General features: G+C 50.0%; 14 protein-coding genes and 1 pseudogene. 10 read left to right on the top strand and 5 right to left on the bottom strand.

The features are described from left to right. Positions 1-230: 230 nt before the first annotated feature. The 3 genes and pseudogenes from K3T82_RS39595 to K3T82_RS39605 form a co-directional block, all read right to left on the bottom strand. Positions 231-1,433 (bottom strand): RNA-guided endonuclease InsQ/TnpB family protein, encoded by a 1,203-nt coding sequence (locus tag K3T82_RS39595; protein ID WP_220199001.1) that lies wholly within the window; start codon positions 1,431-1,433, stop codon positions 231-233. Further along, the gene (locus K3T82_RS39600) at positions 1,424-2,008 is read right to left on the bottom strand and encodes an IS607 family transposase (protein ID WP_220199002.1); all 585 of its coding nucleotides are present in this window, start codon (positions 2,006-2,008) and stop codon (positions 1,424-1,426) included. The genes K3T82_RS39595 and K3T82_RS39600 overlap by 10 nt, the downstream gene beginning before the upstream one ends. 44 nt (positions 2,009-2,052) lie before the next feature. Continuing rightward, positions 2,053-2,664, bottom strand: a pseudogene (locus K3T82_RS39605) (Tn3 family transposase); the annotation flags it as partial. A 311-nt stretch (positions 2,665-2,975) separates the two neighbouring features. Here K3T82_RS39605 and K3T82_RS39610 point away from each other — a divergent pair. From K3T82_RS39610 to K3T82_RS39625, 4 genes are all read left to right on the top strand, one after another. Continuing rightward, a complete protein-coding gene (locus K3T82_RS39610) occupies positions 2,976-3,602 on the top strand; it encodes a hypothetical protein (RefSeq protein ID WP_220199003.1) in 627 nt (208 codons plus the stop codon). Then, positions 3,599-4,129, top strand: a complete 531-nt coding sequence (locus K3T82_RS39615) for a class I SAM-dependent methyltransferase (protein ID WP_220199004.1) — start codon at positions 3,599-3,601, stop codon at positions 4,127-4,129. Before K3T82_RS39610 ends, K3T82_RS39615 begins: the two co-directional genes overlap by 4 nt. A 1,239-nt stretch (positions 4,130-5,368) precedes the next feature. Further along, the gene (locus tag K3T82_RS39620) at positions 5,369-6,271 is read left to right on the top strand and encodes a GNAT family N-acetyltransferase (protein ID WP_220199005.1); all 903 of its coding nucleotides are present in this window, start codon (positions 5,369-5,371) and stop codon (positions 6,269-6,271) included. Positions 6,272-6,733: 462 nt separating this feature from the next. Continuing rightward, the gene (locus K3T82_RS39625; RefSeq protein WP_220199006.1) at positions 6,734-6,946 is read left to right on the top strand and encodes a hypothetical protein; all 213 of its coding nucleotides are present in this window, start codon (positions 6,734-6,736) and stop codon (positions 6,944-6,946) included. A 751-nt stretch (positions 6,947-7,697) separates the two neighbouring features. Here the strand turns inward: K3T82_RS39625 and K3T82_RS39630 are convergent. Then, a complete protein-coding gene (locus K3T82_RS39630) occupies positions 7,698-8,858 on the bottom strand; it encodes an MFS transporter (RefSeq protein WP_220199007.1) in 1,161 nt (386 codons plus the stop codon). 953 nt (positions 8,859-9,811) lie between these two features. Here K3T82_RS39630 and K3T82_RS39635 point away from each other — a divergent pair. After that, the gene (locus K3T82_RS39635) at positions 9,812-10,849 is read left to right on the top strand and encodes a 1-aminocyclopropane-1-carboxylate deaminase/D-cysteine desulfhydrase (RefSeq protein ID WP_220199008.1); all 1,038 of its coding nucleotides are present in this window, start codon (positions 9,812-9,814) and stop codon (positions 10,847-10,849) included. A 523-nt stretch (positions 10,850-11,372) separates the two neighbouring features. Here the strand turns inward: K3T82_RS39635 and K3T82_RS39640 are convergent. Beyond that, entirely contained in the window at positions 11,373-11,615 is a 243-nt protein-coding gene (locus K3T82_RS39640) for a hypothetical protein (protein ID WP_220199009.1), read from the bottom strand. A 163-nt stretch (positions 11,616-11,778) separates the two neighbouring features. Here K3T82_RS39640 and K3T82_RS39645 point away from each other — a divergent pair, with 163 nt between their 5' ends. The 5 genes from K3T82_RS39645 (at position 11,779) to K3T82_RS39665 (ending at position 18,553) form a co-directional block, all read left to right on the top strand. Further along, positions 11,779-12,342 carry a hypothetical protein gene (locus K3T82_RS39645; protein WP_220199010.1) on the top strand — a complete coding sequence of 188 codons (564 nt, stop codon included), beginning with the start codon at positions 11,779-11,781 and terminating at the stop codon, positions 12,340-12,342. A 41-nt stretch (positions 12,343-12,383) separates the two neighbouring features. Then, on the top strand, positions 12,384-14,537 hold the full coding sequence (locus K3T82_RS39650; protein ID WP_220199011.1) for a peptidase domain-containing ABC transporter: 2,154 nt from the start codon (positions 12,384-12,386) through the stop codon (positions 14,535-14,537). A 153-nt stretch (positions 14,538-14,690) separates the two neighbouring features. Next, positions 14,691-14,906 (top strand): mersacidin/lichenicidin family type 2 lantibiotic, encoded by a 216-nt coding sequence (locus K3T82_RS39655; protein ID WP_220199012.1) that lies wholly within the window; start codon positions 14,691-14,693, stop codon positions 14,904-14,906. Between the two features lie 57 nt (positions 14,907-14,963). Then, positions 14,964-15,173: a mersacidin/lichenicidin family type 2 lantibiotic gene (locus tag K3T82_RS39660; RefSeq protein WP_220199013.1), complete on the top strand. Its 210-nt coding sequence runs from the start codon at positions 14,964-14,966 to the stop codon at positions 15,171-15,173. 98 nt (positions 15,174-15,271) lie between these two features. Beyond that, positions 15,272-18,553 carry a type 2 lanthipeptide synthetase LanM family protein gene (locus tag K3T82_RS39665; protein WP_220199014.1) on the top strand — a complete coding sequence of 1,094 codons (3,282 nt, stop codon included), beginning with the start codon at positions 15,272-15,274 and terminating at the stop codon, positions 18,551-18,553. The last annotated feature ends 45 nt before the right edge of the window (positions 18,554-18,598 follow it).

The raw sequence follows: 18,598 nt of genomic DNA on the forward strand, positions 1-18,598 counted from the left end.
TGCATGCATCACTGCCCGTGCCGTGAACCGCGCAACGGCAGAAATATCAGGAGTGTTGTTCACGCGAGAGATGTCTCATCAAACGAACGGTTTGTGAGACGCTTGCCCCCGCTCTCCAGTTCATGAAAGAACTGGAGAGCGGGGCCTCCCTCACGTGCCTTTATGTCTCGGAAGTCTCAAGCATCTCCACTTTTGTGGATACAGTTCACCTAAACATTGACATTCATTGCTCAGTATGTGGGGGCACCCACAGGACGGACTGCCACGCCCTCTATCCCCTGCCCGAAGGAATTAGGGATTGCTTTTCGGATAATATTGAGACTTCCGTTTACATCCGCATTGATCCGTTTGCCTGTACTGGTACGGAATAAGCCACGCTTAATGCGCTTGCCCACATAGCACTCATGATGGCAGATGGGTTCCAGGTCAAGAAAGCTGCACTTGCTGGTGTGGCTTTCTTCCTGCCAAATGACATGTATCCCTACCATCTCTGCTTTGTAGGTCAGCATGTGGATAAAACGAGCAAAAGGAATCTGCACAAACTGTTGGTTATTACGTTTCCCAATATTGATCTCTTGCTTCCACCTATCATTTTTGCCAATGATCAACGTTCCAATACCTTCCCAGATTAATCGCTCGATAATGCGATGACTCTGGGTATGCAGGTAGTGATCGATTTTGCGAGTACGTTTACTCGTCAAACATTCCAGTCGTGGAGAATTGAAACGGTCATATTTGCTCAGATGGCTTTGCAGGCGTGATCGCTGTTTGTTGTAATAGTGGTTGATATTTTTCAAGGGACGCCCGTTAACAAGCACAGGCTCAAAGCCTGCTTTGTTTGAAGTTAGCGTGGCCAAATTGTTCAATCCTATATCAATACCCGCCACAAACAGAGGATCAACGTTCGCTTGCTGTGGTTCGTAGTCATAGACAATCTCTACCACATACAAGCCAGTGCGAGGGGCAATACGCACCTGCTTGACCTTGGGATGTGTCGTTGGAATCTCAATACCCAATTGTGAAGGAGCTACCATCCCTTTCTTGAGTGCTTTTTTACTGATAGCCTGAAGATCATAAATGAGGATATTGCGCCCTTTTTGTTTGTCTTTGTACTTGGGAAGCTTAGGGCGTCCTAGAAACTTCTTGGGGTCATCAAACCACGCAGCAAGCCCTTTGCGAAAAGCTTTCCAGTTCTTATCCAGCAAGCGAAGCACATCATTGCTCACTTTACGCGGCAAGGCCTGATATGCTTCGGTATGTTTGACCAGATGGTAGACGTTAGCATATCCCAGGTAGACGCCTGTCTGAATAAATGCCTGGCGCATATGATAATTTGCCAGATTGTAGAGATTCTTGGATGCAAAGGACGCTCTATCAAGAGCCGCATAACGGTCATCGCTCTGATGGATACAATGCCGTTCGACTAGTTGCATCCTTCTACATCCTTTTCTTCCAATTCCTTGACCAACTTCTCGGTTTTGTGTTTGGCACGTCGTTGCCCATACATCCGGGCGGTAAATGAATACAAGATGGCCGTCAAATCAGCCATCAAATCCTCCTTGTCATCATCAGCCAGATTTGTAATTTCAATGGAACGTCCTTGCGTTTCAAGCAAGGCAAGAATATAGTTGGCTCCAAAGCGCGTCAGGCGATCTTTATGCTCAACCACAATACGTGTGATGCTTGTGTCCTTTAAAAGAGCGAGCAACTTGGGGCGTGTATCATTCACACCAGATGCAATCTCTTTTGCAACAATAGCCACCTGATAGCCTTTTGCAGCACAATAGGAACTCAGTCGTTCAACCTGTCGTTCGAGATTATCTTGACGCTCTCTGGCCGAAACACGGGCATAAATGGCTGTCTTTTCAGCCTGAGTTGCTGGCTCTTCAGCAGCGACAATAATGGTCCCAGAAGGAGCTTGATAGCCCTTGATTTGCCCAGCTTGCCACCAACGAAACGCCGTTCGGTAACTAATGCCTTGTTGTTTCGCATATTGACTTAACTTCATGAAACGATTGTGTTATATATGACATTATTTGTCAATATATGGCGTTATTTCTTACGAACGTTTATCACACGTTTTTCTTGCTCTTCTAACTCTGGCAAGCGTAGCGGGCGCAGACTGTCCAGCGAACGACCTGATTGATGCGTAAAGCTGTATTGCCCGATGAGGTTAATATGTTCCCATCCCAATGGTGTGATATGGGGAAGATATTCTTCAGGAATGACCTCGCCCTGCTTTTTCAGTTCCTCGACGGCCTGGGAAAGGTACACCACATTCCAGGCCGCGATGGCCGCCATAATCAGATGCAAGCAGTTCGCCCGATGCATCTGGTCTTCAAACGCTCGATCCCACAGTTCTCCATTTTTGCCAGAGAAGAGCTGGCGTGCCAGTGAGTGAAGCGCCTCACCCTTATTGAGTCCAACTAGAATCCGACGACGAAGAGCTTCATCCTGGAAGTAGTCGAGCAGAAAACAGGTCCGTTCCAGCTTCCCCAGTTCGGTGAGTGCCGTGGCAAGCCGGTTTTGCCGACTGTAGACACGCAGCCGACGCATGAGCAGTGAGGCCAAGACTGACCCATGACGAATGGAAGAAGCGACACGTTGCATTTCTTCCCAATGTTCAATTATGTATTTCGCTCGTACAGGGGAGGCGATGAGGGCATTGAGCGCCCCTTGATCGCCAACTGACTGATAGGTGTTTCTTCATCAGCTCCAATCACATTTCGCTAAAAGCAACCAGAAACGTCACGTCGAACGCACAGATCTAACCATGGCGATTGCGTTTTTTCCTTCTTGAATTATCCACAACCTCTCCACACCCACTTGGAAAAGTTCGTGGATAATTGGGTTGTCTCCACTCCTCTGGATCAGGTATGCTTCTCCTAGATCACACATCTCATGGTTCTCATCCTTCAGACCCTTTTATTTCTATCCTTGTTTTGTTGTGCCTTACAGATTGAAGGAGGGCTGCCATGCCTGTCACCATCGAAGGGGAAACTCGTCTCGCGCCTCGAAGCCTGGTCATTCGCCGTCACTCCGTGAGCGTGACACAGAAAGCAGGGAAGGTACAGGTCGCGCGTGCGTCTCAACTGACAAAGATCAGGTCGCGACCGTTGTCAGCGGTCGACGTTCCTCCCTGGCAACATCGGGCCGCTTTCCCCTCGCACGCGAACGTGCGAAAGCAACGCGGCTCCTGGCCATTATTGATAGGGATAGGAATGCTCTGCGCGCTTCTCCTCGCCATCGGCACGCAATTCCTGATGGAGCGGGGCATAACACTTAAAGATGATCTCCAGTACGGTCGGCCGCGCACTACCCAGATCGATCATTTTGTGGGGCACGAGCGCGATACATCGATCCCAACCCATTTCACAGCAATCAATCTCAAAGGGAAGGTGTATATCTTTGAGGTGCCAGGAGGAGATGCAGAGCACACCCATCTGCTCCTAGGGCCACGCCTGCTTGGATCAGGAGCAGATCTTGCACCCGTAACGCTGACCTTCTCAGGCGATGCCTACCATCCTGATCTTGTGGTGAGTGTTGATGGACTGCAAGTGCGTTTTCGCAATACAGGGAACACCTATGAACCGATGGCATGAGCGAGAGTGAAGAGAGCAATCTTTCACGCGCCCTGGCGCGTCGGGGTGCCCATGTGACTGGCATAGATATTGCACCACGGCTGGTTGAAATGGCCCGCGCCAAAGATCCGAGTGGCAACATAACCTATCAGGTGGCTGATCTTTGCCAACCGCTGCCTGCCTATCAGGACCACTTTGATCTGATCGCAAGCTTTTTTGTTTTCAATGATGTCTACGATTACCGAGGCTTTCTTGCCACTCTTCACTCAGCACTTAAACAGGCAGGCCGCCTCGTGCTTTTCATGAACAACCCGTATTCCTTAATGCTGCGAGGCTATTTCACTGATTACTTTGCGGCTTCTGGTCAGACATTTCCGTATCGAGGCATGAGAGAAGAGGGGGTGAAGGTTCACTTTTATCACCGGACACTGGAAGACTATTTGGCCGCTAGTATCTCCGCAGGATTTCAGTTACAGCAACTGGTAGACGTGCCGACTCCTGAAGGCAGCTTCAAGCGCCGAGAAGAGACAGTAATTCCGGAGGGTTAAAACAAGTTTCTTGAAGAGTGGACAAGTCTCCCTTTCCGTTGACATCTGTTGCTCTTGCGTTCGTCCCTCGTTTCTGCGAGAATTGCTCCTTGTACGGTGAGTGACACCGGAAGGGGCGCCTGTGGAGATCCTGTAAGACCTGGTAGATCCAGGCAGGTTGTTCGTTGAAGCAGGAACCGAACGCTAGATATGGCTTGTCCCTCTTTGGGTCAGTTTCGGATAACGGCTATCACTTCCCATTTTTTACGATTTTGAGTCTCGTCAAAGCAGAAAGAACGTGAGCAATTTTTGGATCAGGTATTCGAATGGTAGACAGAGCGTGTGTTGTGAAATGAGCGAAAGTAGCTTTCCAAGATGCTTTATCTTATTTCCAAAACACGCTCTTAGCATCACAGCTCCCAGGGAAAGCGTATTTTTCTTTACAATAATGCAATGACGTTGATGCGTTTTTGTGGAGGCCTTCATGAGATTGTTTCTCTCTGAGAGAAAGCAATTCCCTGTTTTAAAGCCTCAAGCCCCTGCGCCTGAAGCATGCCAGAGTGGGATGTACGACGGTGTGCGACCATCAGAATTGTCTGCCTCTTGACTGAGAGATGAACAGACTCACGCTAGGACGTTCAACCCAGGCTTCTCGTGGGATGCGGCAAGGTTTTTTGCGTGAGACAGAGGCCAGGAAAAATTTCGTACTACAATAGAGCCATCGGCAAAATGAGCAGAGCAGAATTGCAAAGGACGTAGCCATTTGTCGGGGGCAAGGTGCCTCCGACAAAAACTCTTTTCCTTCTTTTGCACGCCGTGGGTGTCAGATGGGACGTTGCAACGGCCTTGAAGCCCATTGGATCACTCTTGCTTTTGGGTATACTCTATGTTATATATAATCTATGCAAGCATCGTTTCTTCCAACAAGAGGAGCAAAGGAAAGTGAAAACACCCCCCTATTTTCAAGTTGTGTGCCTCTTCTGCTAACAGCTCAGTACAACTCTCTTAAGGCATCTTCCCACTTCTTGTCCTCATAAGGGAATGGATACCTATCCTCCCTTGTGCCACATCACGCTCAATGCAGAATCGCTTCAGCAGAGATACCCTGAGTGATATGTGTCGGTCGTGCATATGCATGAACAACACTGCACACACTTCTCGATACCCCCAACAAGTAATCGCGACATAGCACAGCAGAGGCAAAGCTATGTGCTTCGATGCGCTATGCCTTTATTCGTTAAAAATGCGAAGGAAGAAAATATGAATCAACAGAGTGTAACAGGTGAAATTACAACAGAGGTTACAGCAAGTGATCGAGCGAACATAGCCAGACTGATTGAGGATTATCGCCTGTATGAAGGGGTGGACTTTCTCGCTTCCCTGGAAGAGATGGTTGCACCATCAGGAAACAAACCAGCACTGTTACTCCATTATCAGGGTGACACCCTCTCTGGCTTCGCCTACCTCCAACACCTCCGACCTGACTCAGAGATCGAGGTCTTTGGTATGGTCCATCCAGATCACAGGCGTAAGGGGGTAGGAACGACTCTATTTGAGGCAGCGAGGGCTGTCTGGCGACGGAGAGGTGCGAGCGGCCTCCTGCTGGTTTGTGATGGTGCCTTATCCTCCGGCAAAGCGTTTGCCTCGGCAAACAGGGGAGAATATCGTTTTTCAGAACATCGCATGGTGCTTGATCCTGCTCACATCAAATGCCCCCAATCGTCACAAGGACAGCAGATACAGCTCCGGCGCGCAGAAGCTACTGAAGTTCCAATCCTCGCCCATCTCGTTTCACAGGCATTTGGGGCATCTGAAGAGGCGATACAAATCTGGGTCAAGGAGGCTATTGCAGCGGATAACCAACATTTTTATATCGGTCTGCTTGATGGGTTGCCAATTGGGACACTCAGAACTGTCAGCTTTGGTGAGAAGATCGATATCGTGACCTTTGGTGTCCTCCCTTCCTATCGTGGGCAGGGTTACGGTCGGCAAATGCTCCTAGCAATCGTTGATTTGCTTCTTGAAGAACGCTGGTCTGACATCGCTCTTGATGTAGAGACAAAGAACGCTCATGCTCTCGGACTCTACGAATCTTGTGGCTTCCGTACTATTAGAACATGCGATTACTATCAAGTAATCGAAGGGGATCCTGCTCACTTGTAGGCTTATAGAAGAGAGAGCCTGTAAATCATCAGATTCTGCTCATACAATCTTGTGCTTTACAGGCGATCTATTTTGTTCGTCCTTTCGTCATCGACCGGTGTGTGGGGGGTGCGGCAAGTTTTTTTGCAAACGGTGAGCGCACCAGGAAGGTTCGAGCTTGCTTTCGTCCAATAGTCCTTCTATACTAAGCGTACGAGTATTTCGGTTGTCACCATCGAAGGAAGTGAGTTTGCGGTTTGCATGCAGGCTCCAGGGTGACCGGGTTGTGGTTCATTCCCGCTGGTTCTCTCGTGTGTCTTGATCGTTGAGACCTCGCGGAGGACACTGGTAGACCAAAAGAGGACAGTGGTCATGCCTCTCACAAGATGAACCCCCTTCAACGTGCCCTCCCACAGGCATTGTGAAGGAGAGACCACCGATTGCTCAGTGTCATGCCCATCCAATCGAAGGGGAAAGATCGCGATGAGTGATTCATGGCGGGACATGATCAACAAGGAGCGTGACCGCGCACAAGAGCTGTTTCCTCTCACGGTAGAGGAGCAGGCCGATGAGCTGATGAAGCTGCCCATCGATGACGCCGATAAGAGGTCTCAGGTGCTGTTCGAGGAACAGCCGGAGCAGGCCAATGCTCTGGCGGCGGCGATGCGTAAGCGGGGCTTCGTGTTCCGGATCTGACCTCCTGAAACAGTGGAGGGCGCTCGGCATCGCGCCGAGTCTCTCCGTCTCCGGCTGAACAAGGCACTGTGCAACAGGAGTGTGGGTGGACTCTCGACATTGTATACGCCAGTCAGGCGCATGCACGTCGAGAGTCCGCTCGCGTTTTGTTGATCTGTTCCTCTTCCGTTTTCCCTTCTCATTCTCGGAACCTCTTCGTTGTTGAGGCCATCTGAGCGTTTGCCCTGTGCGTTTGTTCGAGATTTTATCCCTTGTCAATCCTCCGCAGATTTGAGAGGGAGGACTCTGGGAAGGCCACATCAGCCATTCCTGGTCGTGGCTTGTTGCCTGGGCTCTGACTCGCGCAAAAAAACTTGGCGCACCCGTGTGTGGGGAGGAGGTGATCCAGCGCATAAAAACTTGCCGCAGAGCAAACCCGTCATCGCCGACCGAAAAAGAAGAAAAGGCCAAATGGCTCTGATACCCATAACATGAGATTCACCCGTTTTTGTCCAGTTTGGAAATGTAGAAATTTCACTGGAGTTAAGAATGCATCGTTTATGCGATATATAACCAGTCCAGCAGTATTTCTGATTATGTATCCTCTTTGGGCCGAGGAAGAAGATTTCTAAGGAAAATGACATGGCTGAATATAATAGTGTGAAAACGCTGTAGTTGCTTCGATAACAAGTAAATGACCATTCTCGTTTTAGCAGAGTCATTTCTTTTAACCCGCAACTTACGACTATCACCTCCAACTCGGTAAAAGACTTTATGCGGTGGGAGATCTCTGTATGGGCAAAAGCACACCTAATACGAGGATGACTCCTGATGCAAGAGCCAACGGAAGAAATGCAATCGCCGGAATATGAACCATATCCCAGAGCCAGCCTCCGATGAATGAGCCCAGAAACGAGAAGAGATAGCCTACCGTCAGCATGGTACCTGTCCAGAGTGCAACTTCCTCCTGTTTCGCCAGAAGCGCGGGTAAAGCAATGGATAGTGTGTAGAGGATGATTGTTGTGCCTCCAATGATCGCAGCCCAGAGAGGCTCGAGAACGATTGGTGTCCATATCCAACATACCAGTGCGATCAGGCAAAGCAATGCGCAGATAATGAAAGGGAGTTTCCGTCCTACCAGCTTGTGTGCAAGCAGGGTCGCAAGCAAACTGGCAGGGAGCTGTGCTGCATTTAAGATACCAAGTGCAAGCCATGTAAGGCCTGGAGCATGGACCGCCTGATTGTAGGAAGCGATCCATGCGTTTGTCCCAAAGTAGATGAGCTGTGCTCCCCCAACTAACAAGCCAAGCACCCAGGGATTGATAGAACCAAATCGATGAGATGGCTTATGAGGAGTGGGTTCTGCCTGTTTGAAGGTCACTCTCCTCTGGTTGACTATATTTGCCGGAACCAGCCACAGCCAGAGGGCGAGGGCGATCACGACAGGGATGCTCCAAAACACAAAGGTGCTGGCCCATGAGTCACGGACAAACCAGTTGAGCATCACCGGGATTGTGAGCATTGCCCCCAATGTCTCTCCGATGACCAGCCCGTCGCTATAGAGCGCGGTAGCCAAGCCAATCTGGGTCGAGAACCATTGGCGGATCAGCGCGGGGATCGCAGTCTGTGAACAGGCACTCCCCAAACTAAGAAGCGCTGTAAAGAAATAGAGCGGAAGGATGGCAGGCCAAAGAGCACGCAAACAAGCACCAAGTGCGACCAGCAGGAGACCAAATGCGACCATGATACGCCCTCCCCATCTTCCGATAAGCAATCCTATTGGCAATGAGGAGACGCCCATGACAAGCGTCGGCAGCGAAGTCAGCAGGCCTGTCTGAGTGTAGGTAAGATGAAGATCGTGGCTGAGTAATGGTACGATGGGTGGGACAGCCAGAAGTGCCGTCCGCAGATTGATACCAACGAGTACTATCATGCCAAGCGTCCGTATGTAAAGCCAAGGAGGGCTCTTTATCGTATCTTTCTCTCGCTTCTTGTCCATCATTTTCTCCGCATCTAGAGGAAGCGATTCCTCTTCTCTGAGATCGTGACTCCTTTCAGGAAAGGAGTGATTGCCATGCGCACCACATATTTCACGTTTAACCTGGGAGGATCGGGCTCAAAACACAAAAACAAACGCACTATTCATCTCCAGCGTGCTCTCGAAAGAGCACAATAACATCAGGAAGCATTATGTGATTACGATGAAGTTCCAGCACCTGTGAGCTGGTAGGGACAGTCTGCCGATTTACTGAGATTGGATAGCGTGCGGGCTCAATGAACCAGCACGGCATCGCCCAGATAGAGCCATGGTGAAAGCCAAGGAAAGAAGAAAGCGAGATCGTACCTCGCACTATTCACTGGGAGAGGTGTGGCGCACGCATCCCACCATCACGCTCTGCACAGGCGTCACCTATAAGCTCTCGAGGCAGATGTTCGGCAATCTAGATGGCCAGCCATGCATAGTCAAATGCTCCTTGTTGTTGCTTCAGCAAGGGCAGGTAATGTTGCGGATCTATACAATCTCGCTCTCATTCATACCATAGGAAGCATAGAGGCTCAAAGCTAGAACTAAAAAGAGAAACCTGCTTGTTTGGATAGAACACTCAAAATGATATACTTGTGGCGTAAATTTGGTTTCTCTTAAGGTGAGAAAGAATAGAACGACCAACATGTTAATCATCACGGGGCTATCAACCACTATTGAGCTGAGAGAATGTTTTACCCTGGGGACTTCCACATTTTCTGTAGGGATGATTGTCGCATGTACTTGCTCCTGACAATGAGGGCAGTATAATGCTGGTTTCATGGGCATTTCCTCTTCCATAGAAGAACCACTACAAGGAGAAACGTCGAGAATGTGATAGTGCCAAAGAACAGGAGAAAAATATGAACCAATCTCTTGCAAAAGCCCTGGAGAGCTATCCCCGAATTCCTCTAACGCGTTTGCCCACACCACTCCAAGCATTACCATCGCTGAGTGCAAAGCTTGGTCCACGCCTCTACATCAAACGGGACGATTTGACCGATCTCACATTTGGGGGAGACAAGCCACGTAAATTAGAATACGAAGTGGCACGTGCACTTGCGCAAAGCACTGACACTCTTGTGACCTGCGGCAGCTCACAAAGCAACCATGCGCGATTAACGACGGCGGCCGCTCGCAAGGTTGGCATGGATTGCGTCGTGATTCTGAGCCGTGATCAGTATCAGCAGTTGCAGGGCAATCTCCTGACGGTCTACTTGATGGGTGCCCATGTCCATCTCGTTGAGACATTCAATCATTGGGATCTGGAGCCACATGTTCAGAACGTCTGCCAGTCACTACGTGCTCAGGGGAGAAAACCCTATGTCATCCCTGTCAGTGGAACAACTCCACATAGCTGCCTTGGGTATATCCGTTGTGGGCTTGAGGTTGTTCGTCAGATGGAAGAACAAGAGCTCCGGGTAGATGCAATCTATACCCCCTTTGGAACTGGTGGCATCTTTACAGCCTTACTTCTCTCTCTACGAGAACAAGGTATTACCTGTCCTCTCATTGGCATCAGCGTCAATCAACAGCGGGCATCCTGTTACGAAAAGCTGGAAACATGGTGGAAAGCGCTCTGTTCTTTGCTTCATTGTGATCCAGGATGCTCACGTGGTGAATTCGAGATTCACGATGAGTTTATCGGTCGTGAATATGGCGATCCTACAGAAGAGTGCTTAGATGCTCTTCTGCTGATGGGGCAAACCGAGGGCATTCTCCTTGATCCCGTCTACTCAGGTAAAATGATGGCAGGTTTTCTGGCTCATCAAGCCGCAGGACGGTGGTCGGCTGAGCAGCAGATTCTTTTGTTACATTCGGGCGGAGCCCCAGTTCTCTTTGCTTATGCCGACGAACTAGGTAGACATCTCAAGAAACGTGGTGTCGATATTCACTCTTAGGAAAAATGAAGGCCTGGATCTCTTGGAATGCGACCTGTGTCTCCTGCGAAACACCTGTCTCATTAAGAAAAGTACAAGCACTCTCACCGTACCTGAAGAGCGCGCCTCGTCCGCCGCATATCTCGCAAATGCACCAGCCCAAATGTGTGCTCTGCCCACGCTTCGGCATTCAATACGATCTTAGTGTATGTTTCCCTATGCTCGCATATTGTAAAATGCGAGTAAAAGATAGTCCTTCAGATGTGTGGTATCTGAGAATGTGGCAAGCGCAGTTGAGTTATGTCAAAACCGACTGTGTGATGAGATTGCTACTTAGCGTTCATGTACATAAAGCTTTCTTTCACGAGTTCCTCCTGCCCGTAGTTCCTTGAGGAGTTGCTGTCAGGAGGAACTCGTGAAAACCCCCATTTGTCTAGTCGTTTCCCTTCATGTTCTTCAGGCTGTATACGGTTTCTTCTCCCATTCACCCTGATAAACCTTGCCATCTCTGCCCAAACGGCGTCCAGAGCAGTGGATGAGCCGTTCAACTGAAGCTCCTGGCGCGACGCTTTTGTTGCCAGAATGCACAGTGTCCTCGCCTCATGTCGACTTCCAGAAGTGGTTGCGGTCTCTGCTCAGCGGACCTTACGGTTCCTTGCCAGTCTTCAAGCACCTGTAGCTCAGTGGGGACTGCATGCACAAACACCCTGCGACGGGTGAGACGACCATGACTCTCGTTAAAGGCATCCAGCACCGGCTTCGCGGAAGATCCAAGAAAGTGAGGCAAGTTCACTTCCTCTGAAGAGGAAGCGCTCTCACAAGTCAACGTTTGCCTTATACCTGCCTCATCTTTGCTATACCCCACCTGCCCGGTTTCTTGTATGCTTTACCCATGCTTGTTAAGAAATAAAGTCGCTATGAAAAGAAGTTTCTGGAAAGGTGTCAATACTATGTCTGAAGAACGCCGCACCTTTTTTCGCCAGGCCGCACTTGAAAACTATAGTGTGCGACGCGAAAAGGATGTGCTTCTTCGCTTGATGGCTCCTCCCAGTTTTGCGCTTTTCTGGCTCCTGTTAGGCTTGATCCTGGTGGGTCTGTCGCTGGCATGGGGTATTGCTGTTCCAATATATACAAACTGTTCTGGGGTTGTAGAACATCAGGTTGTATGGCCCGAAAAGAGTAACGTGCTTCTTTTTCTACCTCGCTCTATGTCCTCACCTGTGCAGGTTGGAGCCAGTGTTCAATTCCGTATGGTAGCAGAAGAGCAAATCTCGATAGCGGGAACGGTCATTAAGGTGGGGTCCCAGGCAGAAAGCCCCGTGGATGTAAGGCAAAGGTATCAATTGACCGGAACGCAAAGCTCACTGATCGTTGGCCCGGTTGTGGTTGTACAGGTACGACCAGTACAAGAGTTACCATCGCGCCTCTATGGTGGAAGTATGGTTCAGGCCCAGATTTATGTAGGTTCGCGGCGGCTTCTTTCCCTCTTTCCCGGATTTGGTTGGCTCCAATGAGGGTGGGTGGAACTCAAAAAGCAAGTAAAGGAGAGCGAGATATGTGGCCATTGCGAAGAAGACGCGTTCCGCAGGTGCTACAAATGAACAGCGTAGAGTGTGGTGTGGCCTGTCTGGCAATGATTCTCGGTTATTATGGGCAGCTTGTCAGTGTGAGTCAAATCCGCGAACGCTGCGCTATAGGACGTGATGGTCTGTCGGCGTTAAGTATCGTGAAGGCTGCGCGTAACTACGGCTTACGTGTGCGCGCAGTCTCTTTGGAACTAAAGGACATGCCCTTTGCTCAACTGCCAGCTATTGTGCATTGGGAATTCAATCACTTTCTGGTGCTTGAGCATTGGACAAAAACGCAAATCACCGTTATTGACCCTGCGTTTGGACGGCGTCACCTCTCACAGACAGAGTTCACACGCGGGTTTACAGGGGTAGTTTTGCTCTTTGAGCCTGGAACACAATTTAGAACGCATCATGCTTCTGCTCAGATTGATATACGTTCCTATATCAAACGCTACCTTGTATGTGCCCCTGGAACACTGGTACAAATTCTTGCTACTTCCTTGCTGCTTCAACTCTTTGGCTTGAGTGTTCCTGTATTGACAAAAATTGCTGTAGATCAACTTATTCCCTTTCATATGGTGAATGTCATCGGATTAGTAGCTTTAGGTATGCTGCTACTGGTATTGGCACAATGGTTCACAGTATTCTTGCGTTCATTATTACTGGTATATCTTCAAACACGCGTTGATGCTCAAATGATGTTATCTTTTGTTGAACACCTATTATCATTACCATTGCGTTTCTTTCATCTGAGATCCAGTGGCGATATACTCGTACGCCTTGGGAGTCATAGTATCATTCGCGAAACACTGAGTACGCAGTTTGTGTCTTCATTGCTTGATGGATTACTTATTCTTGTTTACCTGGCCCTGCTCTTCTGGCAGGCACCTCTCTTTGGCGGGTTGGTGCTGATACTTGGACTTGTACAAATAAGTTTGCTGTGGAGTACTCATCGTGTCCAGCAACGGATGGCGGGAAGAGAATTGTTGGCGCAAGGCAAAGCTCAGGGATATATAACTGAGGTGTTGTATGGAATTGCAACTGTGAAGTCAGCAGGCGCGGAGACATCCGCCCTGGAGCGCTGGTCCAACTTGTTTTTTGAACATCTCAATCTGAGCGCTCGCCGTCGTATCATGGCTGCTTTCGTGGAGAGCTCGCTCTTTACCATTCGTATGTTAGCTCCATTGATGCTGCTTGGGATTGGCATTGCTCAGGTGCTGGCTGGTTCCATGGAGATTGGCACTATGCTGGCGCTTAACGCCCTGGGAGTGGCTGTGCTGACACCTCTTTCCTCGCTGGTTAGTACCGGGCAACAACTTCAGACGGTGTTTGCTCATCTTGAGCGCATCACTGATGTCATGGAGGCTGATTCGGAACAGGAGGTTGCACGAATGGGCAAGCCGCCACGTTTGCGCGGAGAAATCGCGCTTCATAATGTGAGCTTTCGCTATGATCAGCAGTCACCCCTCGTTCTCAAACATATCACAGTCGTGATCCAGCCCGGTCAAAAGGTCGCCATTGTAGGTCGCACGGGCTCAGGGAAGAGTACACTGGGAAGATTATTGCTTGGTCTCTATATCCCTTCGCAAGGACAGATTACCTACGACGGTCTTCCTTTGCAAGATTTGAACTATAGAGAAGTTCGCCGCCAATTCGGCATCGTGATACAGGAGGCAAGTATTTTTAGCGGTACGATACGCCAGAATATTGCCTTTCATGATCCTACCCTTGACCTTGAAAATATCAGGAGAAGCGCGCTTCTGGCCGCCATCCATGCAGATATTACAAATATGCCTATGGGGTATGACACCTTTGTCTCAGAGGGAGGAAGTATGCTCTCAGGCGGGCAACGCCAGCGTCTGGCACTCGCACGTGCTCTGGCTCATTGCCCCTCCATTCTACTGCTCGACGAGGCGACAAGTCAGCTAGATGTCCTGACAGAAAGAGAAGTGGAACACAACCTTCATACCCTGGCTTGTACGCAGGTTATTATTGCTCATCGCCTCAGCACGATACAACGTGCCGATCTGATTCTAGTATTGGACCAGGGCACTATCGTGGAGAGGGGAACGCATACCGAATTGCTGGCTCAGGATGGGTATTATGCTCGCCTGGTAGAGAGTCAGCTGGTGAGGTGAATTGGGGATGGCCAGGGAGGCGCAAGGAGAGACGAAATTGCTTGAGGTTTCTCACTAATGTAGCGGCACATTGGATTGGCTGAAAAGTCAGAGGCTTTTTACCAACCATTGCCATAGATTGTTACTGTTTTTCATACAGAAAGGAAAGTTTCAATGAACATCGACATCGTACGTGCCTGGAAAGACGAAGAGTATCGCGCAATGCTGCAACAGCAGTTACCAACCCAACTCACGGCCAATCCCATTGGTGAGCTAGAGCTTACGGAAGACGAATTGACTTTTGTGCTGGGCGGTATGGATAACTCGACCAATGCATGCACTCTCATTTGTACTGCCCGCACTGCCACTAACATCGGCATGTGTGGTTAGTTGATGAGTAACACTTGTTCGGAAATGTTTTGATGCGCCAAAAGTAAGGTAAAAAACATGAACATCGACATCGTACGCACCTGGAAGGACGAGGCGTATCGCCAGAATCTTCAGAGAAAGGGAATGGCTTTCCCAGAAAACCCGGTAGGTGATCTGGAACTGACTGATGAAGAACTTTTATATGTCGTTGGTGGAGCGCGAAACGAGACGGATAGCTGTACAGCAGGCTGCACAGATTTGTGCTCTAATAGTTGTACTGTAGCTTAACCCGCTCCTTGTGGTTCCTGTATCCCCAACCTTTGCTGGTAGGGATACAGGAGCGTATCCAGTGGCTCTGGCCTCACTGCGTTTTTGGAGAGACTCATATGACGAGAGAGACTACTTCATCCAAGGTGCAGCACACGCGTTATGAGTGGAATACTGCTTCATGGTATCACGCGCTTACATTGAATGAGCGCCTTCCTGCTCGAGCCTCACTTGCCTCTGTTCCTATATCTGAGAAAGCTCGGTGGAAACTAGCACGCTGGCAGGAGCAAGTTCCTTTCCAAGCAGGAACGTTCTTTGCAGATCGATTGGCGCTTGATGGCTTAAGCGAAGAAGACTTACTCGCTCTTCTCGCTGAGACGCCAGAATCGCTTCAGACACGTCTCTCCTCTTCGCCGCCCTGGCTTGAGGCTTTACGTAAGGCTTTTGACGAACGTGAGCCATTTTGCGAGGCTGCCTTGCCCCTTGAGGATGTGAAGGGATCCATGGGCGATACGTTGTTCGTTGGCGTGCTTCACGCCCTTCTCCAACCTGGCCTGAAGAGGCTAGAGCAGGGCGTGGGTGAGCTGGTCCGTCGTTACCGGGTAGTGCCTTTTGATCCGACGACCATCGTGCCTCTTCTGTTCGCGCATCTCCCAAAGCTTCTCTTCCCGCAAGTGAGCCGGACCCTTGTTCTTGAACTGCATGTGGCTCGTATTGAGGGCAGGCTTGTGGGTGAAACGGCGCAGGAGCGGTTCCAGCATTTTATCACACAGCTACGCCAGGAGGACGGTATCTGGCCCATTTTGCAAGAGTATAGTGTCCTCGCACGTCAGTTATCGATAACAATTGAGCGCTGGCTAACCTGCGAACTGGAGTTTTTAGAGCGCCTCTGCGCCGATTGGAGCCTGATCCAATGTACTTTTGCTCCCGGTCATAATCCGGGTGTTCTCACAGGGATAGAGGCAGGCGTGGGAGATACGCATCGCGGTGGACGCAGCGTTCGTGTGCTCTCCTTTCATTCTGGCTTACGACTGGTCTATAAGCCGAAATCGCTCGCGGTCGATCAACACTTTCAGGAACTTTTGAACTGGCTGAATGAGCAAGGCTATGAGCTTGGTTTTCGCACACATAAAGTGCTTGATCGAGGAACATACGGCTGGGTCGAGTATATTGAAGCGCAAACCTGCCTTTCGAGCGATCAAGTTGAGCGCTTCTATCAGCGTCAGGGGGCCTACCTGGCACTTCTCTATGCCCTGGAGGCGACAGATTTTCATGCGGAGAATCTTATTGCAGCGGGAGAGCATCCCGTCCTTATTGATCTGGAAGCCTTGTTTCATCCACGTGTTGAAGATGATGATTCCTCGCATCCAGACTATGCAGGTTTACAGGCGATAGGGTACTCAGTCTATCGTATTGGTTTGCTACCTTATCGTCTCTGGTCTGCCAATGGGCGGGCAGGAGTGGATGTGAGTGGGCTGGGTGGGCAGGCGGGGCAGTTCTCTCCAACGCCTTTACCGGCCTGGAAAGATCTGGAAACTGATCAGATGCGGATTGTGCACGAGCATTTGCCCCTGAACACGGCACATAATCTGCCGCAGTTGCACCACCGCGATGTTATCGTACAGGATTATTGTGAAAGCGTTCTCTTCGGTTTTCGCTCTATGTACTGCTTGTTACAGAGGCAACGAGAGGCGCTCCTTCATGAACAATTGCCGCGCTTCCTCCATGATGAGATTCGTTGTGTCCTGCGTCCGACCAGAATATATAGCTTGCTTGCCCGAGAGAGCTTTCACCCTGATGTCTTGCGAGACGCGCTTGACCGAGAGCGCCTTCTTGATCGTTTATGGATAGGCGTGGAGCAGGCTCCTGACCTCTTGCGTGTCATTGAAGCTGAAAGGGAAGATCTGCGTCAGGGCGACATTCCTTACTTTACAACCTCTCCTGGTTCACGTGATTTACTGACAAGTAGTGGAAAAATCATCCCCGCATTTTTTGCGGAACCAAGCAGTGAAACGGTACAACGTTGCCTGTGTGGAATGGATGAGCAAGATCTGGAAAAGCAATGCTGGATTATTAAGTCCTCTTTTGCAACTGCTGCACTGGGTTCAACGTCAGCGATAGGGCAACACTTACAACTGATGTCTTCAGCGATCCCCGCCTCGATGGAGCGACTCATGGCAGGCGCTCGCGCTGCTGGCGACTGGCTTTGCGAGAAAGCGCTTTTTCATAATGGATGTGCAAGCTGGTTAGGTGTGAACGCCATTCAAGAACGTGAATGGCGCCTTGTGCCGGCTGATATGAGTTTATACAGTGGAACCGCAGGGATTGTTCTCTTCCTTGCCTACCTGGGTGCCCTGACGCAGGAGCCACGTTATACCACGGTAGCCAGAGCCGGGCTTGCCACCTTTCAACTCCAGGTAAAGCGGCAGATGCAGGCGTTCACACAAAAAGGGATAGGGGTCTTCGAGGGCCTGGGTGTGCCAGTCTATCTCTATGCGCATGTAGGAAAGATATGGAATGATGAGACATTCTTCCGTGAGGCAGAAGAGATAGTGGCTGCTTTATCGCCCTATATCGCACAAGATCAGACATTTGATATCATTGGGGGAGCCGCGGGCTATATTCTCGCTCTCCTGAGTCTGTATGCAGTTGCGCCATCTGCACAGTTGCTCTCAATGGCCCGACAATGTGGTGAACACTTAGGAACACATGCACAAATGATGCCGGGAGGAAAGGGATGGAGTACAAAGACCATGCCGCAGCCGCTCACCGGTTTCGCGCATGGAGCGGCAGGTATCGCTTATAGCCTGTTCGCACTCTCAACCGCTACTAGAGAAGCGCGTTTTTGTGACCTGGCTAGAGAGGCTATGGAGTATGAGCGTCATCTGTTCTCAGAGGAGAAGCAGAATTGGCCAGATTTGCGTCAATGGAATACAGTCGATACAACCGATAGCACAGACGATAATGCAAGTTCAGCGGATATCTTTATGACCGCCTGGTGTCATGGGGCGGCAGGTATTGGCCTGGCGCGTTTGCATTCGCTGCGACATTTCCAGGATACCCAAATGTACCAAGAGATAGAAAGTGCAGTAGAGACAACTATACGTTCTGGTTTCGGTTTGAGTCACTCTCTTTGTCATGGTGATCTAGGTAACCTGGAGGTTTTGCTGATGGGAGCAACCTTGCTGCATAAACCCTCTTATCAGCATCATTTGGAACACTTTACAGCGATGCTCCTTGAGAGTATAGAGCGCCAGGGTTGGATGAGTGGGACCCCATTAGCGGTCGAAACGCCGGGATTCATGATTGGTATAGCTGGCATAGGCTATGAACTGTTGCGCCTGGCTCAGCCTGAGCGGGTCCCCTCGGTTCTTCTGTTGATGCCGCCTCAAAATTCCTGATCGCATCTGTTTTGTGCACACAAGAGATCGAGATCAAATAGTGGC

The sequence above is a fragment of the Ktedonospora formicarum genome (assembly GCF_016587355.1).
GTDB classification, from domain to species: Bacteria; Chloroflexota; Ktedonobacteria; order Ktedonobacterales; family Ktedonobacteraceae; genus Ktedonobacter; species Ktedonobacter formicarum.